16 protein-coding genes are annotated in these 20,966 nt (G+C 50.6%); 13 read left to right on the top strand and 3 right to left on the bottom strand.

Features of this window, described 5'->3' with window-relative positions; translation table 11 throughout:
* Positions 1-20 precede the first annotated feature (20 nt).
* From OXG10_06625 to OXG10_06610, 4 genes are read left to right on the top strand one after another with little or no spacing between them, the layout of a single operon-like run.
* Entirely contained in the window at positions 21-1,979 is a 1,959-nt protein-coding gene (locus tag OXG10_06625) for a heme lyase CcmF/NrfE family subunit (GenBank protein MCY3827037.1), read from the top strand.
* Positions 1,976-3,616 carry a cytochrome c gene (locus tag OXG10_06620; GenBank protein MCY3827036.1) on the top strand — a complete coding sequence of 547 codons (1,641 nt, stop codon included), beginning with the start codon at positions 1,976-1,978 and terminating at the stop codon, positions 3,614-3,616. The genes OXG10_06625 and OXG10_06620 overlap by 4 nt, the downstream gene beginning before the upstream one ends.
* 40 nt (positions 3,617-3,656) lie before the next feature.
* Positions 3,657-4,832, top strand: a complete 1,176-nt coding sequence (locus tag OXG10_06615; protein MCY3827035.1) for an MFS transporter — start codon at positions 3,657-3,659, stop codon at positions 4,830-4,832.
* The gene (locus OXG10_06610) at positions 4,829-5,221 is read left to right on the top strand and encodes a PaaI family thioesterase (GenBank protein MCY3827034.1); all 393 of its coding nucleotides are present in this window, start codon (positions 4,829-4,831) and stop codon (positions 5,219-5,221) included. The genes OXG10_06615 and OXG10_06610 overlap by 4 nt, the downstream gene beginning before the upstream one ends.
* A 47-nt stretch (positions 5,222-5,268) precedes the next feature.
* On the opposite strand, the gene OXG10_06605 is transcribed toward OXG10_06610, so the two are convergent.
* The 3 genes from OXG10_06605 to cobA form a co-directional block, all read right to left on the bottom strand.
* Positions 5,269-8,607 carry a DEAD/DEAH box helicase gene (locus OXG10_06605; protein MCY3827033.1) on the bottom strand — a complete coding sequence of 1,113 codons (3,339 nt, stop codon included), beginning with the start codon at positions 8,605-8,607 and terminating at the stop codon, positions 5,269-5,271.
* 522 nt (positions 8,608-9,129) lie between these two features.
* Positions 9,130-9,864 (bottom strand): 16S rRNA (uracil(1498)-N(3))-methyltransferase, encoded by a 735-nt coding sequence (locus OXG10_06600; GenBank protein MCY3827032.1) that lies wholly within the window; start codon positions 9,862-9,864, stop codon positions 9,130-9,132.
* An 18-nt stretch (positions 9,865-9,882) separates the two neighbouring features.
* Positions 9,883-11,394, bottom strand: a complete 1,512-nt coding sequence (gene cobA / locus OXG10_06595) for a uroporphyrinogen-III C-methyltransferase (GenBank protein MCY3827031.1) — start codon at positions 11,392-11,394, stop codon at positions 9,883-9,885.
* Positions 11,395-11,632: 238 nt separating this feature from the next.
* Between cobA and uvrB the strand changes: the two genes are divergently transcribed.
* The 9 genes from uvrB to rpsO form a co-directional block, all read left to right on the top strand.
* Positions 11,633-13,651, top strand: a complete 2,019-nt coding sequence (uvrB, locus tag OXG10_06590) for an excinuclease ABC subunit UvrB (GenBank protein MCY3827030.1) — start codon at positions 11,633-11,635, stop codon at positions 13,649-13,651.
* A gap of 118 nt (positions 13,652-13,769) precedes the next feature.
* A complete protein-coding gene (locus OXG10_06585; protein ID MCY3827029.1) occupies positions 13,770-14,258 on the top strand; it encodes a ribosome maturation factor RimP in 489 nt (162 codons plus the stop codon).
* Positions 14,255-15,610 (top strand): transcription termination factor NusA, encoded by a 1,356-nt coding sequence (gene nusA / locus OXG10_06580; GenBank protein ID MCY3827028.1) that lies wholly within the window; start codon positions 14,255-14,257, stop codon positions 15,608-15,610. Before OXG10_06585 ends, nusA begins: the two co-directional genes overlap by 4 nt.
* Positions 15,611-15,658: 48 nt before the next feature.
* On the top strand, positions 15,659-18,205 hold the full coding sequence (gene infB / locus OXG10_06575; GenBank protein MCY3827027.1) for a translation initiation factor IF-2: 2,547 nt from the start codon (positions 15,659-15,661) through the stop codon (positions 18,203-18,205).
* 14 nt (positions 18,206-18,219) lie between these two features.
* Positions 18,220-18,510 carry a DUF503 domain-containing protein gene (locus OXG10_06570; GenBank protein MCY3827026.1) on the top strand — a complete coding sequence of 97 codons (291 nt, stop codon included), beginning with the start codon at positions 18,220-18,222 and terminating at the stop codon, positions 18,508-18,510.
* A 10-nt stretch (positions 18,511-18,520) separates the two neighbouring features.
* Entirely contained in the window at positions 18,521-18,874 is a 354-nt protein-coding gene (gene rbfA / locus OXG10_06565; GenBank protein MCY3827025.1) for a 30S ribosome-binding factor RbfA, read from the top strand.
* Positions 18,867-19,829, top strand: coding sequence for a bifunctional oligoribonuclease/PAP phosphatase NrnA (locus OXG10_06560; protein MCY3827024.1), 963 nt, complete (start codon positions 18,867-18,869; stop codon positions 19,827-19,829). Before rbfA ends, OXG10_06560 begins: the two co-directional genes overlap by 8 nt.
* Positions 19,829-20,740, top strand: a complete 912-nt coding sequence (truB, locus tag OXG10_06555; GenBank protein ID MCY3827023.1) for a tRNA pseudouridine(55) synthase TruB — start codon at positions 19,829-19,831, stop codon at positions 20,738-20,740. Before OXG10_06560 ends, truB begins: the two co-directional genes overlap by 1 nt.
* A 29-nt stretch (positions 20,741-20,769) precedes the next feature.
* A partial coding sequence (gene rpsO / locus OXG10_06550) for a 30S ribosomal protein S15 (protein MCY3827022.1) occupies positions 20,770-20,966 on the top strand: 197 nt, incomplete at its 3' end.

Below are 20,966 nucleotides of genomic sequence, written 5' to 3'. Positions count from 1 at the left end.
AATACATAATTCCCTTAACAATGTCTGATCTCGGAAGTATAGCCATACTTCTTTCCTTCTTTATCACCATCTACAGTCTTGTTGCCTGCGCTGTTGCCGCGAAAACGGGAAGCCGCGCATTCGCTCAAAGCGGCGGAAACGGTCTTGTCTCGGTAGCTTTTCTTCTTCTGGTAGCGGTGTGCTGTCTTGTTTATGAACTTGTAACGCTTGATTTTTCGCTCAGGTACGTAGCGCTTAACACGAGCACCGACCTCCCAGTGATATACAGGGTGACGGCCCTTTGGGCCGGTCAGGCGGGTTCCCTACTTCTCTGGAGCTTCGTTCTCTCCCTGTATGCGGCTTTCGTGGTTCTTAGAAGCAGAGAAAAGGGCGGCGACCCTTATGTAAACGCCGTTTTATGCACCGTTTCTCTTTTCTTTCTTTTCCTCATAGCCTACGTGGAAGCCCCATTTGAGAAACTGGGTGTGGCGGTCGGGGAAGGAAGGGGGCTTAATCCGATTCTTCAGAACGGATACATGGCCATCCATCCGGTCACTCTTTATGTTGGATATGTGGGAATTACGGTGCCCTTTGCTTTCGGCATTGCCGCCTTGCTCAGCGGTCGCCTAGGGGATGAGTGGATAAGGAACTGCAGAAAATACGCCCTTTTTTCCTGGATGTTTCTCTCCGCGGGGCTTCTTCTCGGGGCCAGATGGGCGTATCTTGAACTCGGCTGGGGAGGATACTGGGCATGGGATCCGGTTGAGAACGCCGCATTTATGCCATGGCTAGCGGGAACCGCGTTTCTTCACTCCGTTATGATTCAGGAGAGAAAGGCGATGCTTAAGAAATGGAACATGGTTCTGCTTATAATCACCTTTTTTCTCTCAATATTCGGCACTTTCATAACCAGAAGCGGCATAGTGTCTTCAGTTCACTCGTTTGCACGCTCGGACATAGGTCCACTTTTTGTCGGATTCATGGTCATCCTACTCCTTTCTTCCTTTTCTCTTCTTGCCTACAGGTCAAAAGAACTCGAAAGCGAGGAGAGGTTTGATTCCCCTCTTTCAAGAGAAAGCGCCTTTCTGTTTAACAATCTTCTTTTTCTGGCGGCGGCCTTCTCCGTTTTTCTGGGAACCATTTTCCCCATACTCTCAGAGGCTTTCACCGGGAAAAAAATTCTCGTCGGTCCCCCTTATTTCAACGCTGTGGGCGTGCCCATAGGACTTGTGCTTATCCTGCTTATGGGAATAGGTCCGCTTATATCGTGGAAGAAGGCTTCGACGGCAAACCTGAAGAGAAATTTCGTTTTCCCCGCGGTGGTTTTTTTGGTGGTTCTCTTGGCGCTTCTTGTCTCCGGCATGAGAGAACCGGTAGCGCTTTTAAGCTTCGCGCTCTGCGGGTTTGTCGCCTCGACGGTGTTTTTGGAATATTTCAGAGGTATAAGGGTAAGAAGCGGCAGGGGAGAGAACCCGGTTTCGGCGTTGTTTAATCTCGTCTCAAGAAACCGCAGGCGCTACGGCGGATACATAGTGCATCTTGGGGTGGTGCTACTGGTAATAGGAATCACTGCTTCTTCTCTTTTCGTTACCCAGAAGGAAGTTGTTCTCGACAAAGGGGATTCCTTTTCCCTAGGAAGGTACGATCTGGTTTTCCATGGAGTGCGTTTCATCTCAAACGACGCTAAGGACGGATTTTCAGCGGAGCTCTCGATTGAAAACCAAGGAAAAAGCGTTGCGACCATGTATCCCGAGAAAAACATCTACAAGTACGAGGGAAACAGGGAGATAAACCAGGAAACCGAGGTCGCGCTTCGCTCCACCTTCAGAGATGATCTTTATCTCATACTCTCCGAGGTTGACGGGAGCGGAAAGGTTAATGTAAGGGCCCTTCTTAACCCTATGGTGAACTGGATATGGGCGGGAGGCATTGTTATTGTCCTTGGAGCGATTGTCACCATGTGGCCCGAGGGGCGAAGAAAAAAGGAGCTTAGCGCGTGAGTGAATACGTAACCTCTCTTCTGCTTGTGGTGCTGGTATCGGTTTTTACCGTCTACCCTCTTTTTCTGGGTTACAGGAGAGGGGAGCGGGGTATCGGGGACAAGCCCGAGGTCAGCCGACTCGAACAGCTTTACGAGAAAAGGGACCTCTATTACTCCTCCATAAAAGATATAGAGCTTGACCGGGATATGGGAAAGTTAAGCGAGCAGGACTACGCCGAACTTGTGTCGAGGTACAAGGAAAAAGCGGCGGCCGTTACAAAACTTATCTCAGAACTTCAATCAGTGACTGGGGATGAAAAAATTACCGGGGAAGCGAGAACCTCTCCTTTCGAGGCCCCGCTTTCACAAACTGCACGAATCATGAGAAGAATAACCCTGCATCTTTTTTTAATGTCTTTTTGCCTTTTTTCCTCGGCAGTGGTTCCTTCAGCTATGGCACAGGTGTCGGGAGAATCAGTCTTTATCGAAGGGAAATGCATAAGATGCCATACGCTTGGAAGAGGAAGGTTCGTAGGTCCTGATCTTCTGGGCGTAGGAGATAGATACTCAAGGGATGATCTGATCAGGTGGGCCCGCAACCCCGAGAGCATCTATGCGGAGAAAAAGAAAAAACCTGTAAACGACGGCTATCCGCCGATGCCCCCAATGAATCTATCAGAAAGCGAAGCCCAGAAGGTTGCCGACTACCTTCTGGGTTATAAGCTCCCATCCGATATTGGTGAAAGCGGGACGATAAAGGGTCGCGTAAGAAATATCACTACTGGGAGGTCCGAAGCGGGGCAGAACGTCGTTTTGATTTCATACATGGGAGACAGGCAGCAAGAAAGGCGCTTCGCTAAGTCGGATTCGCTGGGCAATTTCTCTTTTTCTTCCCTGCAGTGGGACAGAAGTTATGAGATCATGCTTTTTCACCATGGAGTTCAGTATGTTTCGGGGAAAATGGTCTTTCTTCCCGGAGAGGACAGAATCACCCTTGATCTCCCGGTCTACGATACCACGACTTCGGATGAAAATGTCTCTTTACAGTCGCTGAACTTGATTGTCTACCCGGATGAAGGGGGTGGCAACGTGAATGTAACCTCCCTCTATGTTTTTGAGAACTCGGGAAACACCGTTTTTACCGGAGAACAGGCGGGCTCAGATACTGCGACCCTTGTTTTTTCGATTCCCGAAGAGGCGGTGGACGTTACTTTTTCAGACGGAGTCAATCCGGAGGCGGTGCAGAGACAGGGAGAAAAGCTATACAACAAACTTCCTTTTCTTCCGGGGATGAAGAGGATTGCTCTTGGCTATTCCATCCCTCTTTCGCAAATTCAAGGAAAATTTCAGATAGGCTTTGACTATGAAGTCGCTGATCTTGCCGTGTTCGTGAGAAAAACAGAACTTGGAGTCAGGGTTGAGCAATCCGGGGCGGTCGCAGAAGAAATTATGATTCACGACGAGGCGTTTTTGAAATACCAGCTGTCAGACTTAAAACCAGGTGGCGTAACGGTAATTGTTTCCAATGTTTCCTTTCTTAAGAGCAACCTTGGCAGATATCTGCCGGTGATACTCTTTTTTGTGTTTGTAGCAATGGGAGTTATGTATTTTTTCTACGGGAGAAACCGGCTTTCAAACATGGGCTCGGAAAAGTAAAAACCGTTTTCGGTCTGGAGGGCCCTTTTTCTTCTGAAAAATGAGCGACGCACAGAAAAATTCACCACCCTTGCTTAACAGAAGCTTTGTGCTTGTAACTTTTCTCGGGTGCCTTTACTTCTTTAACTTCCATTCGTTTCTCCTTCTGCCCATTAGAATTTCTGAACTGGGAGGGACCGAGAAGATTGTGGGATTCGTAATGGGTATTGCGGGACTGAGCACCCTTTTTCTTACTCCTTACGCCGGCCACATAACCGACAGGTACGGAAAGAAACTGTTTGTGCTGCTGGGGTTCGCGCTGCTTGCCGTCTCGACATTTCCACTCGCCTTATTAGATAGGGTCGATTACCTCTACTACCTTATCAGGATAGTTCACGGCTGTTCCTTTTCTCTTTTCTTTGTCGCCGCCGGAGCGCTTACGGTTGATGTTTCAAGCGAGCAAAAGAGAGCTCAGGCGCTCGGCATATACGGTGTCTTCACAATAATAAACTATGCGATTGCTCCTTACGTTGGCTCCATTCTGATAAAGAATTTCGGTTTTGATTTCTTTGTTTTCTTCCTTACCGTTACGGCGCTTGTTGGCTTGGGAGTCTCCCTTATGATCGGAGAGGGGAAAAAATCAGCGGCGCCGAAAGACACGGGGCCAGGCTATATGGACTGTCTTCGCGATAAGGCTACATCTGTGTCTTCAGTTACGCTTTTTATATGCGGAGCGGCGTTTATAACAACGTTTAACTTCATATCCATCTTCTCGCTTTCAATAAATATAGAGAATTTTCACGTTTATTTTCTTTCCTACACCCTTTCGGTGCTCGCCATCAGGATATTTCTCGGCTGGGTTCCCGACAGGTACGGCAAGTGGAGAGTTGCTTCCCCGTCCGTTTTCTTTCTGGGACTGAGTGTTGTCATGCTGAGTTTTGTGTACGAGCTTAAACTTCTTATTCTCTGTGGAATCATATTCGGTTGCGCACATGGATTTGTGTATCCTTCAATATATTCGATCATAATAGAATCGAATCCGAAGGAAGCGAGAGCGAAGGCTTTTGCCATAAGCAGCGTTTCGTTCACGGGCGGCGGAATGCTGGGATCTTTTGTTTTCGGAATTGTGGCGGAATTTTTCGGATTCAGAACGATGTTTGTTTCACTAGCGCTTATGGTATTCCTAGGTTTTCTATTTTTTGCCAGAAGTTCAGTTTTAAAGGAGCGTGGAATATGAGCAAGGAACCCATCAGACTTTCCTCCGGTCACCCGAAGATTTTCGACACGATGAAAATAGAGATTCTCCGCATGGAAAACGGGGAGTCGGAAATTTCCATGCCGTTTATTGAGGAATATACGCAGCACTACGGAATGCTCCACGGCGGGGTAATTTTCACCTTGGCTGACGCGGCCTGCGGAGTTGCCGTCGCCAGTGTCGCAAGAGAGGGAAAAAAGTTCCTTACGTCCGGAATGAACATAAACTACCTTGAGCCCGTAAGGGAAGGTATTACCATTTGCCGCGCCAGAGTGCTGCGGCAGGGGAGAATAATGCCCGTTGAGAGCGAGGTGCTGAATTCGGGTGTCTGCGTGGCGAAGGGCACGGCTATCTATACGCTGGTTGACTGAGAGCTCCTTGCTCTTGGCAAAACAGATGCCCGGCGGTGATTGCCGGTTCAACCGATAGGCATAAGAAGGGCGTTTAAGTCTTCCTCTGTGAGTGCGAGGGCCCCTTCTCCTCCGCCTTCAAAAAGCGCGTCGGCAAGCGCTTTTTTTCGCGTCTGCATTTCGACTATTGTGGCCTCAACCGATCCTTCAGCGATCAAGCGATAGACAAAAACCGGATTCTCCTGGCCTATCCTGTGCGCCCTGTCCATCGCCTGGCGTTCAACCGCCGGATTCCACCACGGATCATAAAGGATAACAGTGTCGGCGGCCGTGAGATTGAGCCCCACTCCCCCGGCCTTGAGGCTGATCAGAAACAGCTGCGTGTCTCCGTCCTGGAATTTCGCTATCTGCTCATCCCGTTTTCTGGTCTGCCCATGGAGCATGGCGTAGGACCAGCCCATGCTCTCCACATCTTTTTCAATCAGGCGCAGCATTTCGACGAACTGCGAGAAAACGAGTACCTTCCGTCCCTCGGCGACAAGCTCCCGGAGAAGTTCAGACAGTCTCTTGCGTTTGGAGCTCTCGGTAAACTTTTTCGCGGCGGCGAGTTTCACGAGAGCAGGGTCGCAGCACACCTGGCGAAGCCTGAGCAGTGCGTCAAGAATCGTTATGCGGGACCGGGCTATCCCCTTTTGGCGCACGGCTTCCCTTATCCGTTCATCCATCGCTACCCGGATAATCTCATAGAGCGCGCGCTGGCTTTCTGAAAGCGGAATTACCTCGTCAATCTCCGTTTTCACCGGAAGATCCCTTGCTACGTCCTCCTTCGCCCTGCGAAGCAGAAACGGCTTGAGGCGCGCTGAGAGCAGCCGCTGTTTTTCCGTGTCGCCGTGTTTTTCTATCGGAGTCCTGTAGTTTCTGTTAAACGATTTGCGGTCGCCAAGGAACCCGGGGATAAGCCAGTCGTAAAGAGACCAGAGTTCACCAAGATTGTTTTCCATCGGGGTTCCCGTAAGCGCCACGCGCTGGCGGGCGTTTATTCCGCGTATGCGTTTCGCTACTGACGTGGAAGGGTTTTTAACTGCCTGTGCCTCGTCCAGAATCGCCAGATCGTATTGGCGGGAGAGAAGTTCCCCGTGGTCCCTGGTTACAAGCGGGTAGGTGGTTATTACCAGATGATGGTCGGGGATTTCACGGAACCTGTTCTTTCTCTCCGGCCCCCGCAGGGAAATCACTCTCAGTTCCGGAACGAAACGCGCCGCCTCGCGGACCCAGTTGCTGACAAGGCTTGTGGGGACGACAAGCAGGCTCGGACGGTCCGTTCCCGTCTCAAGATGGCGGCGGGCAAGGAGCGCAAGAGCCTGTACAGTTTTCCCGAGTCCCATGTCGTCGGCCAGCACTCCGCCGAAACCGCTGTCGCAAAGCGCGAGCAGCCACCCGTATCCAAGCTTCTGGTAGGGACGCAGAGCACCCTTCATCGTCGCGGGAGGTTCGGTGCCGGAGGTGGACGCGAGAGCGCGAAGACGTTCGCCGAGTTCAAGAATTTCCTTTCCTCCCCTCCACAGAACGCCCGATCCTTCAAGCGCCTGCGCAAACTCGGAGATCCGTCCCGCATCCCCCTTGTGAAATTCGGTGAGGCTGCTGATTTCAACAGACGCCTGGACAAAAGGAAGGATCTTTGCGCCCTCAACTCTTACCCTTGAGCCGTCTTTGAGTTGCGGGTAAAAGGAGTAGGGCGATATCATTTCCTCAAGACAGCCTTCAAGGGTTCCCGAGTCTTTCAGCGGAAGAATCTTTATCACCTGGAGTATTGTCGGCACGAGGTCCAGCTCCTCGTCCCCGGCTTTAAGGCAGAGAGACAGAGAAAAGCGGTCTTCGCCCTGAGGCAGTATCTTCGCGCTGAAACTGACACGCTCTTCGCTCAGATGAAACGGCCAGCTCTTTTCAATCTGAACCTGCCACCCCTCCTCGCGCAACCGGGGGACGGCCTGTACCGAGAAATTAACAAGGGAGCTGTGTACCTGTTCGATGTCTTTCAGAATCGGGTTGAAGACAATATCGGACTCTCGAACCACCTTCGGGACCCTGCCCATTTTAAAATCAGGAGACCCGGGCGGAATTCCTTCATAGTCCTCCGCGATTTCTTCGAGCCCCTCCACATATTCCCACTCCAGATCAAGGTCGCGGATGATTATTTCGACCCCCTGTTCGGTCAGAATCTGAATATCGTCGCCCATGGCGGGGATCATCCTCTCTTCTGTTCCCTCATATGCGATATCAATCCGCGCGCAGGGGTAGACTATCTTGGGGGACTTGATTTTACGCAGAGGGCCATACATGCGCATGCGTTTCGGGACTCTGGTCGTAACGCTGCTCAGAGTCAGTACCGGCCGGGGGATGAGATCATCTCTGCTGGTTACTTCCATTATCCGGGGTTTGGGCACGTTATCGCCACCCAGGGTCGCCAGATTCTTGGCGACGATACCGGATTTCTCCGGAGGCACGGGAGGAGACGCGGCAAGCGTTTCCGCAAGGGACGGCGGAATGTCTGTTTCTGCCATCCCTATCAGCCCGCTTCGGACGTCAATGTAAAGAAGGGGCGAGAAAAGCAGAAGGGAGAGTTCCTCTCCGCCCTCATCAAGTGTCTTTGCAGACTGATTTCCCCTGCTGTCCGGAATCCATTTAAACTCAAACCGCCTCGGCGGGCCCCAGGAAAGAATTGGCCCATTGACGCTTCCCGCACGGACGCGACCGGTGCTGAGCAGCCTCTGGATTAATTCAACAAGCGGTTTTCCTTCCGGCCAGTTGTAGTGCCTCTTCCAGGTTCCTTCCGAGAACTCAGAAAGCTTTAGAAGAATGAAGAAGTCTTTTGTTGTGAGAAATTTCTTGGAGACGTCATAGCCGGAACTGTTACATCTGTATTTCTCCGTTGAGAGCATGGTGCCGTCTTCTCCGAACCGCGCGGTGAGGGGGTCCACTCTGACAGTTCCGTTTTCGGAGACGCGAAAAATATAGAGCACCTCTTTGCGAGTACGTTTCGTCGCGGGCGCTTCAGTCCGGTGGTTTGATGAGTTGCGGGGGGCAAGAAGGTGGTCCGGGTTTTTCGAACGAGTTTCGGTGCTGAGTCTGGATGCCGCCTCGAGAAGCGCCGCTATTACATGCTCGCAGTTAAAACCGACGGAGCAGGAACATCTGCCTATAACTGCTTCAACGTAACCTTTGAGCGCGATGTTTAGACGTATGCTCTGATGGTACAATTTCCCATCTTCGCCGTAGACCGTGCTTCCAATGCTGTTTTGTCCCTCCAGAATATTGACCGATGCGACTTTGCCTTGGTGGAAACAATCGATTCCCCCGTCAAGATGGGGCCCGTCAAGCAATTCTTCTACATCACTTCTTGATATCATTTCGGTTTGTTCTCTGAGCCAAAAAGCGCACCGAAGGTAGCCCCGGGTCCAAAGAGACTGGGAACAATTTTGGGGCACATCCGGGTGCCGTCTGCGAGAACTCCGGCAGCCTGAAATCTCTTCAGAACCCGAGTCAGTGGCGGGAGTCTTTATGACGTGCCTTGAAAGTACGTCTTTTCCCGCATGTTTTACGACAAATTCGATGTTTCCAGGGAACAGGGGTGCTTTCAGCGTGGAAGGAGTATACACATGAGAACACGGTTTGCAACGGATAATTGGCCGGAAAACTGTGGATGCTCTTCCAGGATTTTCGGGAACCCTTCGGACTCTATAGCCCTCGCCGTTATATGACAATCCTTATCATGCGGATGTCGTAATCCCGGTAACATTAACTCCGAGGAAAGGCGAGATGAAGTTATCGAGTACGTGAAAGACTTATCACGCTACGTTTCTCCCCTGGGGTTAATGGACCAAGACTGCTTAAGCGGCCGCATTTGTCCAATGTTCGTTATGTGATAACAATTAGATATCGCCGAAGTGAGACTGCAGAAGCGCTAAGCTTACGACTGAAGCTGTTTCCGCCCTCAGTATCCTTTCTCCAAGCCCAAGTATTGCATAGCCTTTTTCCTTTGCAAGGGTGATTTCCTGTTCCGAAAAACCTCCCTCGGGGCCTATGAAGAGATTTATCGTTCTTACGGATTTCTCGTGGGAACCCATGTAATCTCTGAGCAGTTCGCTTTGGTTTTCGTAAAGTACTATCTTCATCTCGCTTTCGTTTCTTATTTCAAGGGACCTTTGAAAATCGACCGGCTCGGAAACCAGAGGCGGCGTTACCCTTCCGCATTGCTTTGTCGATTCCCCGGCTATTTTGTTCCATCTGTCCACCTTTGCGGTTGACCTTACCTGGGTCCTTTCGGAAACTACCGGGAAAATTCCCGATACGCCGAGCTGCGTCGCCTGACTTATTATCCCGTCCATCCTGTTTCCCTTGAGAATTGCCTGGAAGAGATTAAGTTCCAGTTCAGGTTCTGTTTCCAACATGCGGGTGTCGTGAACCTGTAGGGCGATGGTTCGATCAGAGAGATACGTTATTGTGCCTTCATACTCTGTGGATTCAGTGTCAAAAACGGTTATGCGGTCCCCGGCTCCTAGCCTCAGCACTTTCGTTATATGCGTGTAGTCGCTCTCGGATATTTTTCCGCGAAGGGTTCCGTCGTCTTCCGTGGATGGCTCTTTTCTGATCGGAAATCTTGGCATTTCAAGGTGCCTGCCTTGTTACGAGAGATAAAAGTTCAGGATTTTTTCTTTGAGGCCCCGGGTCGTATGGATGTCGGCTGTTACCGCCGGGGTAAAACCGTGGTCAAGCAGCGTCGCGGCCGTTACGGGTCCTATGCAGGCGAACACGGTTCTGGCGAAAAGCTCCGGGCCTTTCCCGAGAAGCGAGAAGAAATTCGTTACGGTCGAGGAACTTGTGAACGTTACGAGGTCTATCTCCGCGTCGGAGAATCTCATCTTCATCAGGTCAATTTCTTCCTTTGTATAGCTTGGAACAAGAGTTTCATAAACGCAGAGCACCTCCACCGTGGCTCCCATCGCCCGTAGCGTTTCAGGGAGGAGTTCTCTTGCCACAAGCGCCCTTGGGATAAGTATTTTCCTGCCGTCGAGATTCAGTTTCTCCGCAAGCGAGATTATTCCTTCAGCCGTATAGACCTCGGGCATGTAATCCGGTGTGAGGTTGTACTTTAATAGCTCTTCTGACGTTTTTTCTCCTATGGCTATTATCTTCTTGCCTTTTAGGTCACGCGAGTCCTTTTCATGAGAGGCCAGCACCTCAAAATAGTTGCTGACTCCGTTTACGCTTGTGAACACCACAAAGTCGTAGTCTCCAAGGTTCCGTACCGAAAGTTGCTGCTCTTCGGTATCCCTTATGGGCTTTATCTGGATTGCGGGGAATTCGATGGTTTTTGCTCCGCAGGAGGCGAGAAGTTCTGCGAACTCGGATGAAGCCTCCTTTTCTCTTGTTACCATTACGGTTTTTCCGAAAAGAGACTTTTTTTCATACCATCCTATAGCTTCCGCGAGCGCAGCGACTTCTCCAACCACTATGGTGGCCGGGGTCTGCACGTCAAGGACTCTGGTTTTTTCCGCTATGTCGGAAATGGTTCCCACGACGGACGCCTGTTCGGGCAGCGTGCCGCAGGATATGACGGCAACGGGAGTGGACGGTTCCTTTCCGAGCTCAAGCAGTTTTTTCATTATGCTCTCGATTTTGCTTAGTCCCATGAGGAATACCAGTGTTTCTATCTGAGCCGGATCATAGTCAGAATCCTCTCCCTGATGATGTCCGGTAAAGACTGCGAAAGAAGAATTGTATTGTCTGTGAGTAATGGGAATTCCTCCGTAAGCCGGCACCGCGGTAACGGAGCTTACTCCCGGGACGATCTCGATATCTATGCCGTTCTGAACTATCGCTTCAGCTTCTTCTCCACCCCTTCCGAAAACAAAAGGGTCGCCCCCTTTTAGTCTGGCCACCGTCTTTCCCTCTCTTGCCTTGCTTATGAGAAGCTCGTTTATCTCTTCTTGGGATATATGGGCCCGCCCCATTGTCTTGCCTGCGAAGAGAAGTTCTGTGTCGGGGCGGCAGAATTTAAGAATCTGCGGATTTACCAGAGAGTCATAGATTACCACCTGTGCTTCCCCGAGCAGTTTCTTTCCCTTTAGGGTAAGAAGTCCCGCATCGCCGGGACCCGCGCCGATCAGATAAACCCTGCCTTTTTTTTCGCTCATGGAACCGTGGATTGCTGGGGAGAGACCCCGGAGAAATTCACCTGTCCGTTTCTTTGTACATTACACCTGAGGTGAAAAACGGTATCGCAACGCCGCTTTTCGCCTGTTCTCTGCTCCAAAATTATATTATTTCTCATGGGTTGGCTCCTGTAAAATCACTGAAAGACCGTTTCTGCGACTACGGTTGAGCCTTTGCGTGTTTATGATGGCCGTACGGGTGGTTAAAATAGTCTCCGAAATGGATTCCGGGAAATCTCTGTTTAATCTCAAAAGCCCCTTTGAACCCAAGGGAGATCAGCCCCGGGCCATCTCCGCATTGGGCAAAGGGCTAAAGCTTGGGTGCAAGGATCAGGTTCTCCTTGGAGTTACCGGAAGCGGCAAGACCTTTACCGTAGCCCAGGTTATCCGTGACGCCGGACGTCCCACGCTGATACTTGTTCACAACAAGACACTGGCTGCGCAGATATACGCCGAACTGCGCGATTTTTTCCCCGAAAACGAAGTTCACTATTTCGTGAGCTACTACGACTACTATCAACCCGAGGCCTATATCCCCGAGACCGATACGTACATAGAGAAAGACGCATCGATAAACGAATACATAGACCGCATGCGCCACGCCGCCACCAAAGCTCTTTTCAGACGAAGGGATGTGATAATCGTCTCAAGCGTTTCGGCTATCTACGGGATCGGGGCGCCCAAGGTTTATTACGGCATGCTTACCGAAATCGAGGTGGGAATGGAGCTTTCAAGAAATGATTTCGCCCTCAGGCTTGAGGAGGTGCGTTACGAAAGGAAGATCGACGAACTCGACAGGGGTACTTACAGGGTTAGGGGGGACGTGGTAGACGTGTTTCCCTCGCATGAGGAATCGACCGCGCTCAGAGTCGAGTTTTTCGGAGACTCAATAGAGACGATACGCGCTATAGACCCTCTAAGCGGCAAGGCCGCCGGGGAGGTCCGGGAAGTCTCCATTTTCCCGGGTTCTCATTACGTGGCCCCCAAGAGTGTTCTTGAGCAGGCGGTCGAGAACATAGACAGGGAGCTTGAGGCCAGGCTTGCTGAACTCAAGGAGAGGGGAATGGAACTTGAGGCCGACCGGCTTGAGGAAAGGACCAGGTTTGATCTTGAGTTGCTGGATACGATGGGTTTTTGTCCCGGCATCGAGAATTATTCAAGATACATTTCCGGGCGACGCCCTGGAGAACCTCCCTACACGCTTCTTGATTATTTCCCCGAGGATTTTCTATGCGTGATTGATGAAAGTCACCAGATGATTCCGCAGCTTCGGGGCATGTACCTCGGTGACAGAAGCAGGAAGCTCTCTCTGGTTGAAAACGGTTTCCGGCTTCCTTCGGCGTTTGATAACCGCCCGCTTAATTTTGAGGAGTTCGAAGCCAAGATCGGACAGGTGATATACGTTTCGGCTACCCCAGGGCCTTACGAACTCGCAGCGGCCCGCGGTAACGTCGTTGAACAGATCATACGGCCGACGGGCCTTGCCGACCCCTTAATTGAAACCCGCACCGCCCAGAACCAGGTGGACGATCTGTTTGATGAACTAAGAAAAGTGGCTGCCGGAGGGCAGAGGGCCCTGGTTACGACGCTTACAAAGAAGATGGCAGAAGACCTTACGGATTATTATAGGGAACTCGGCCTGCGGGTTGAATACCTGCATTCGGAGATTGACACACTCGAGAGAATAAAGATCGTAAGGGACTTAAGAGCCGCAAGATTTGACGTCCTGATCGGAATAAATCTTCTTCGGGAAGGACTCGACATACCCGAGGTTTCCCTTGTTGCAGTGCTTGATGCCGACAAAGAAGGATACCTTCGTTCAGAAACGTCGCTTGTTCAGGTTTTCGGCCGGGCAGCGAGAAATGTTTCTGGCAGGGTGATTCTCTACGCAGACACCATGACGGGGTCTATGCGCGCCGCCATGGCGGAAACCCGCAGAAGAAGAAATATTCAGATGGAGTACAACGCTCGAAACAACATAGTTCCGAGAAGCATCGAAAAGAACATAACCGACGTACTGGGTTCCATATACGAGTCTGACTATCTCGAGATTTCCGGTACGGAGGAGGAAGATCTCCTCGATATCCCCCCGAACAAGATCCCGGGAACTATAGCTAAGCTTTCGAGGGAGATGAAGTCCGCCGCGAAGAAGCTTGAATTCGAGAAGGCGGCCGAATTCAGAAACAGGATAAAAAAACTCCAGGAACTGGAGCTTAAATACGCCGAAGGGGTCGCGTGACAATCGGGTATTTTCTTGCCGATTTTTTTGTTTTATGTAGAATTTAAACCGCTTTGGAAAGAGTGGGTCTTTACCCGCTCTTTTTTGTTGAAGGGTATGAAAGACACGGAGAATTTTTGTGGAAAAGGCTAACGGTAAGCTTGAAAAAGCGGTTCTGGAGGTTCTTCACCCGATTGTCGAGGAAAACTCCTGCGAGCTTGTGGATATAAAGTATCTGAGGGAAAGAGGTGGCAGGGTCTTGAGGGTATTTCTTGACAAGGAGGGCGGGGTCACCGTTGATGACTGCGCTAACGTGAGCAGAGAGCTCGGTGTGGTTCTGGATGCCTACGACATAATGCCACAGCATTCTTACACGCTTGAGGTATCTTCTCCCGGTCTCAGGAGGCCCCTTAACAGGCAAAGCGACTACGAGAGGTTCAAGGGAAGGAAAGTGAAGATAAAGACCACGGGTCCGGTCGATGACAGAAGGGTTTTTTCCGGAACGCTTCTCGGAATGGAAGGGGAAATGATTCTGGTGGAAGTTGATGGCCGTTCCTACAGCGTGCCTTTCGGCTCCGTCAGCAGGGCGAACTTGGAAATTGATTTTGGGAAAGGAGCGAGAAAATGATTACGGAACTGACGAGAGTTATAGATTCCGTAGGGAAAGACAAGGGCATTGACAGGGAACGCATAATAAGTGCGGTTGAGGAAGCGGTTCTGTCCGCTGCCGAGAAGCTTCTCAAGTCAAAGAATCAGGACAAGGAACTCGACGTTTACTATAACCCCGATGAGGGAGAGGTAGAGCTTTTCGAGTACAAGGAGGTTGTGGAAACCGTAACCGACCCCGAAATTGAGATTTCCCTCACCGAAGCGTCCGAACTCGATCCCGAAACTGAACTTGGAGACATGATAGGCGTTAAGATAAGCCCCGAATACACTAGAATTGCCATTCACAACGCCAAGCAGAAGGTCCTTCAGAAACTCAAGGAGGCCGAAGGCAAGGTTATATACGAGGAATTTATCGGCAGGAAAGGAACCATAATCGGCGGCATAGTGAGAAGGGTTGACAGAAGGCACATAATAGTTGATCTCGGAAGGGTTGAAGCCGTCCTGCCCCCGGAACAGCAGGTACCGAGAGAGTACTACAAGATGAAGGAAAGAATACGAGCTGTGCTTCTCGATATAAAGGAGTCGCCCAGGGGGGAGCCGAGGCTTATCCTTTCAAGAGCTCATGTGAGTTTCGTAATGAGGCTTTTTGAGTCGGAAGTTCCAGAAATCGCCGAGAATATAGTGGAGATAAAAGCTATCTCGAGAGACCCCGGGGGAAGAACGAAAATAGCCGTGGCGTCAAACGATTCGGATGTGGACGCGGTTGGTGCCTGCGTGGGAATGAGGGGCTCTAGGGTTCAGAGCATCATCCAGGAACTCAGGGGCGAGAAGGTGGATATAGTTCCTTGGTCAGAAGATCCCGCCCGCTACGTCTGCAACGCTCTCTCTCCGGCCGTTGTCAACAAGGTTGTAATTGACGAGAACAGCCGCTCTATGGAGGTCATAGTTGATGATGACCAGCTTTCTCTTGCTATCGGGAGGAAGGGACAGAACGTAAGGCTGGCGTCGCAGCTTACCGAGTGGAAGATAGATATAAAAACTGAGTCCAGAGTCAAGCAGGAACAGCAGGAAGTGCTCTCCCTTCTTACAAGCTTACCGTCTGTAAGCGAGGTTACAGCAAGCCTGCTTTATAATGACGGATTTTACTCTCTTGAACACATAGCTTTTTGCGAACCGGATGTGCTCATGAAGGTTGGAAGTCTCAACGAGGACGAGGTTTCCACGCTTCAGAAAGCGGCCCGCGTGGCGCTTATGGAAAAACTTGAGGAGATGCCTGTTGAGAGCGGAACCGAAGAGGCTTCGGATGCAGAAGAGGTTAATATATCATCGCCGACCGGCACAGAGGTAGGGGATTCGCGAACAGACGAGTAGCAAAAACCACCGACCCGCATCTATGGGAGAGCGGATTTTTTGGGGAATATGCCTAAAGTCAGGATACATCAGATAGCCAAAGAGCTGGGAATAACCAGCAAAGAGGTAGTGGAGCAGAGCGTAAAGCTTGGAATGAAAGTTACAAGTCACCAAAACGTGGTCTCGGAAACAGATGCCGAGAGAATAAAAAAGGCGCTTATTAGCGTCCCGGAGGAGAATTCTTCAGAAACGGCGGAAAAGCAGAAGGAAACCGTAAAGGTTTTCAAGTCTGAGACGGGCGACTTCGTCGAAAGAAGAAGCGGCTCGAGAGTTGTCAGGAGAAGAAAGAAGGTTGTAAAACCGGAGCCGGAGCCCGTGGAAGCAGAAGCCGTTCCGGCTGCCGGGGAACCTGCGGAAATCAAGCCGGAGCCCGAAATTCCTGTCCCGTCCGAATCCGTGGAAACTGAACCACTCCAAGTTCCAAGCGCCGAGAGCGAAGCGATACCCGAAGAGGCGCTCGAAGCCGAGGTCGAGGTTCCACAGGAAGATGATCTTGAACTTAAGCCGGAGCCATCTCCCGAACCTGGAAAGGTCATTGAGGAAGTGGAAGATGAGGAAAAACCAAAGCAGAAGAAAAAAGCTAAAAAGAGCAAGCCCCTAAAAGAGGAAATACATGATGAAGAGACCTTGGAGCAGCTCAAAAGAGCGTTTCGGACCAAGGTTCCCAGCAGAAAGGAATATGTAATACAGAACAAAAAGCCCAAACTGAGGCAGAATTTTGACGGACCCGGGAAAAACAGGGGAGCCTACCCGGCAGATGGACAGGACGGGAGAGTTGTTCCGATTTCCCCAGCCCACACATCGAAAAGAAACATCAAGGTCGGCGAAACGATAGTGGTTTCCGAACTTGCGAAGATGATGAGCGTAAAAGCGACGGAAGTCGTTAAGAAACTTATGACCATGGGTACGGGCGCTACGATCAACCAGTCAATTGACAGCGATACCGCCGAGCTTCTTGCCGATGAGTTCGGTTTTAACGTGACCGTTGAGAGGTTTGTTGAAGAGGACCTGCTTTTTGATCAGGATGAGTCGCAAGATGCGGAGAAAATGCCGCGCCCGCCGGTCGTTACGGTCATGGGACATGTTGATCACGGCAAGACCACACTCCTTGACTCTATAAGGGAAACCAATGTTGTCGCGGGAGAGGCTGGTGGAATAACGCAGCACATAGGCGCCTACGCGGTGAACATAAAGGATTCAAAAATAGTTTTCGTGGATACGCCTGGGCACGAGGCGTTTACTTCGATGAGGGCCCGTGGTGCGAGTATAACGGACATAGTGATCCTGGTAGTGGCGGCGGATGACGGAGTAATGCCCCAGACGGTCGAAGCGGTCAACCATGCGAAAGCGGCCGGAGTTCCGATTATAGTAGCCATAAACAAAGTCGACAAGGAAGGTGCCGATGTCGAAAAAATCAGGAGAGAGCTCTCCGAGATAGATCTCCTATCGGAACAGTGGGGAGGAGACACTCTTTTTGCCGAGGTTTCAGCGAAAAAGAAAAAGGGTCTAAGCGAACTCCTCGAGCTTGTCCTGCTCCAGGCCGATATACTTGAACTCAAGGCGTCGCCCGATAAAAAAGCAAATGGTGTGGTGGTAGAAGCGGAGCTTGACAAGGGCAGGGGAGCGGTCTCCACTGTCATAGTCAAGGAGGGGACTCTTCGGGTCGGAGATTGCGTTGTATCAGGGGTTCACAGTGGAAAAATAAGGGCCCTTACCGATGACAAGGGCAAAACGGTAAAAAGCGTCGGTCCTTCAATGCCCGTTAAGATCATGGGTCTCTCGGGAGTTGCCGAAGCCGGGGAAAAATTCCATGCAGTGAAGGATGAGAAGACAGCCAAGGAGATAACTTCTCACCGTCTGGACAAGATCAGGTCCCGCAAGGTGACCACCACTCCGAAACTTTCGCTCGAAGACCTTTTCAGCTCTATTGAAAACGAGGAAGCGAAGGAACTTTCGCTCATCATAAAGGCAGATACCCAAGGATCGGTTGAGGCTCTCAGGGAGTCTTTGGAAAAACTCTCTACCGAGAAATGCAGGGTAAAGATCGTTCACTCCGGAGCCGGAGGCATAAACGAAACGGATGTGGTTCTTGCGAGCGCCTCAAACGCGGTGGTGATAGGGTTTAACGTCCGCCCGGATGCGAACGCGCTTAGGATCTCTGAGAAGGAAGGTGTCTCTCTTGAACTTCATTCAATAATTTACGATGTGGTAAGCCGCGTAAAAAGCGCGATGGAGGGACTCCTGGAGCCCATTCGCAAGGAAGTCGTGGTGGCCCACATGGACGTAAAGGAGCTTTTCCACGTGTCAAGGGTGGGGACTATCGCGGGATGCATGGTTTCTGACGGCAGGGTAAGCAGGGACAACAGCATCAGAGTGGTTCGGGACGGCACGGTTGTCTTTGACGGCAAGGTAAGTTCTCTTAGACGCTTTAAAGAGGACGTCAAGGAGGTTCAATCGGGCTACGAATGCGGTATAACGATAGAAAATTTCAACGACGTGAAACAGGGAGATGTCTTCGAACTCTACAAGCTTGAGGAGATAAAGCAGGAGCTTTGATATCTGGATTTTAAATGGTAGTGGGCATAGCCAAGTTTGAACTCTACATGTCAGGCAACAGGTCTTTGAAAGATAAAAGACGCCTGGTGAAAAGCCTTGTGGAAAGGACGAGGTCGAAGTTCCAGAGCCTCTCGCTGACTGAAGTTGATTCCCTGGACCTAAAGGACAAGGCCACCATAGGACTTGGTTATGTTTCAAACGATGCTTCCTTGGTAAATTCCGTTCTGAACAAGGTGACTTCCTATATAGAGAGCACGGGGAATTTCCGCATGGGTGAAAAAGAAATGGAGATCATCCATTTCTAAGTTAACGAAGATGTCTCACAGCTACAAAAGATCCGCGAGGATATCCGATCTTCTCATAAAGGAAATATCCGAGATGCTGGTACGCGGCAAGATCAAGGACCCTAGGGTATCGTCGGCAAGCATAACTGCCGTGAGAGTCACAGACGACATGGGCTACGCGAAGGTCTTTTTTACCTCTTTTGATGAACGCTCCGATACCCGGGAGATGCTTGAGGGATTAAGGAACGCTACAGGCTACATAAGAAGTACTCTTTCCAAGAGATTGAGGATAAAGAAGATTCCCAACATAGAATTCGAGTACGACGCTTTGGTGGAAAAGCGGGCGAGAATTGACGAACTCATAAAGGACCTCTCGGATGGATGAGCTTGATAACATCCTTAACCTGATAAGGGAAAACCAAAGCTTTCTTGTCGTTTCCCACGAGAATCCGGATTGCGACGCTCTGGGTTCAACCATAGCCATGGCGCTGGTTCTTCGCGGGCTTGAAAAAGATGTGATCATGTACAACGCGGACGGGGTTCCTGAGTACCTGCGATTTCTTCCCGAATGCTCCGCCATTATCGATTCTCTTGAAGGCGTCACCAACCCAGTGGATGTGGTTATGCTCCTTGACTGTGCCGATGTTTCGCGACCCGGAAAAGAATTTGAAAATTTTATCCTGGAAAACGGTTTCACGTTTGCGTTTGTGGACCATCACGCAACCAACAGCACGGGTTCGGAGTACTGCCTTGTCGATGAAACCGCATCTTCTACAGGAGTTATTCTCTACAGGATGATAAAGCGGCTCGGGATTCCCATCAGCCCGAACGTTGCGGAATGCCTTTTTTCCACCATAGTCGGGGACACCGGTTCGTTCCGGTATTCAAACACCTGTTCTGAGACATTCACGATCGCCGCTGATCTGGTCAACTGCGGAGCCGACCCCGAAAAGATCTCAAGATTCATTTATGATAACGAACCTCTTAGAAAGGTCATGCTTAGAACCTTGGCAATGAACACCCTTGAGGTAACCGGGAAAATCGCCTTTCTTCACGTATCGAGCGAGATGTTCGAGCAGACCGGCACCGAAAAGGAGCATACAGAGGGTCTTGTAAGCATGGCGAGGGCAATTGAAGGGATTGAGGTCGCGGTTTTTCTGAGGCAGGAATCCGCCATCGGCTGGAAAGTGAGTCTCAGGTCCAAGGAGTACGTGGACGTGGCGCAGATTGCCAGACGTTACGGTGGGGGAGGGCACCGCAAGGCGGCCGGATGTGTGGTTTCCGCGCCGCTCGCTACCGTCAAACGTAGACTTCTCAGTTCGATTCAGGAAGCGATGTGATGAATGGAGTTATGATTCTCGATAAGCCCAAGGGTTATACATCCGCTCAGGTTCTTAACAGGGTGAAAAAAGTCTTGGGAGCAAAAAAGGCGGGTCATACGGGTACCCTGGATCCGTTCGCGACGGGGGTATTGCCCGTGTGTTTTAATCAGGCGACAAAAGCCATTCCTTACCTCGGAGATGATATAAAGGAATACGAGGCCGAGATGATCTTGGGCGTATCAACCGATACCATGGACGAGACCGGTGCTGTTACCGGCCAGGTGGATGCAGAGCATCTGGGCAAGAATGAGATTGAAGAGGTCATTGAAGGATTTGCGGGGGAGATAATGCAGGTCCCCCCAATGTATTCCGCCGCCAAGGTTTCAGGTACGAAGCTCTACGCCCTTGCAAGAGCCGGGAAGGAAGTTGAAAGGAAACCGAAAAAAGTCACTATAGAGGAAATAAGACTTCTTAATTTTTCTTACCCTAAAGCGACTTTTTACGTGAAGTGTTCTCGAGGAACCTACGTAAGGGTGATTGCTTCCGATGCCGGGAGGAAACTGGGCTGCGGAGCTCATCTTTCCGAACTGAGAAGACTCAGAAGCGGTCCATTCACTCTGAGCGGGGCCAGCAGTATTGAAGATGTGGAATCCGGAAATTACAGCATTCTCCCCTTGGAGGATGTTCTCGGTGGCTATCCGAGAGTTCATTTGGAAGAGGATCTGTGCGAGAGCGTGCGCAACGGAATTCCTCTTTGCCGGGGAGTTCTTTCGGGCGTGGAATTGCCCGAATTCAAAAATGGGGATATAATCACCATATTTTGCCGGAGAAAGATTCTTTCTATCTGCGAGGCGAGAACTGACTCGGATGAATTTGAGTATATTGGAGATAAGGATATAGTGTTCCGGCATTTAAGAGTATTTAACTGATCAGGCAAGGGTCTAGGAGGAAGTAATTTATGTCTTTGCAGAAAGAAGAAAAGGCGCGAATCATAAAGGAGTTTCAAACACATGAGAACGACGTTGGTTCGGCCGAGGTTCAGATAGGGATTCTGAACGGAAAGATACAGGAACTGTCCGAGCATGTGAAAAGAGCGCCCAAGGATAACCATTCAAGAAAAGGACTGGTTTCAATGGTTGCCAAGAGAAGAAAACT

The organism is Candidatus Dadabacteria bacterium (genome assembly GCA_026706695.1).
In the GTDB taxonomy this organism is placed as follows: domain Bacteria; phylum Desulfobacterota_D; class UBA1144; order Nemesobacterales; family Nemesobacteraceae; genus Nemesobacter.
This window is presented reverse-complemented; position numbering and strand designations above follow the sequence as displayed.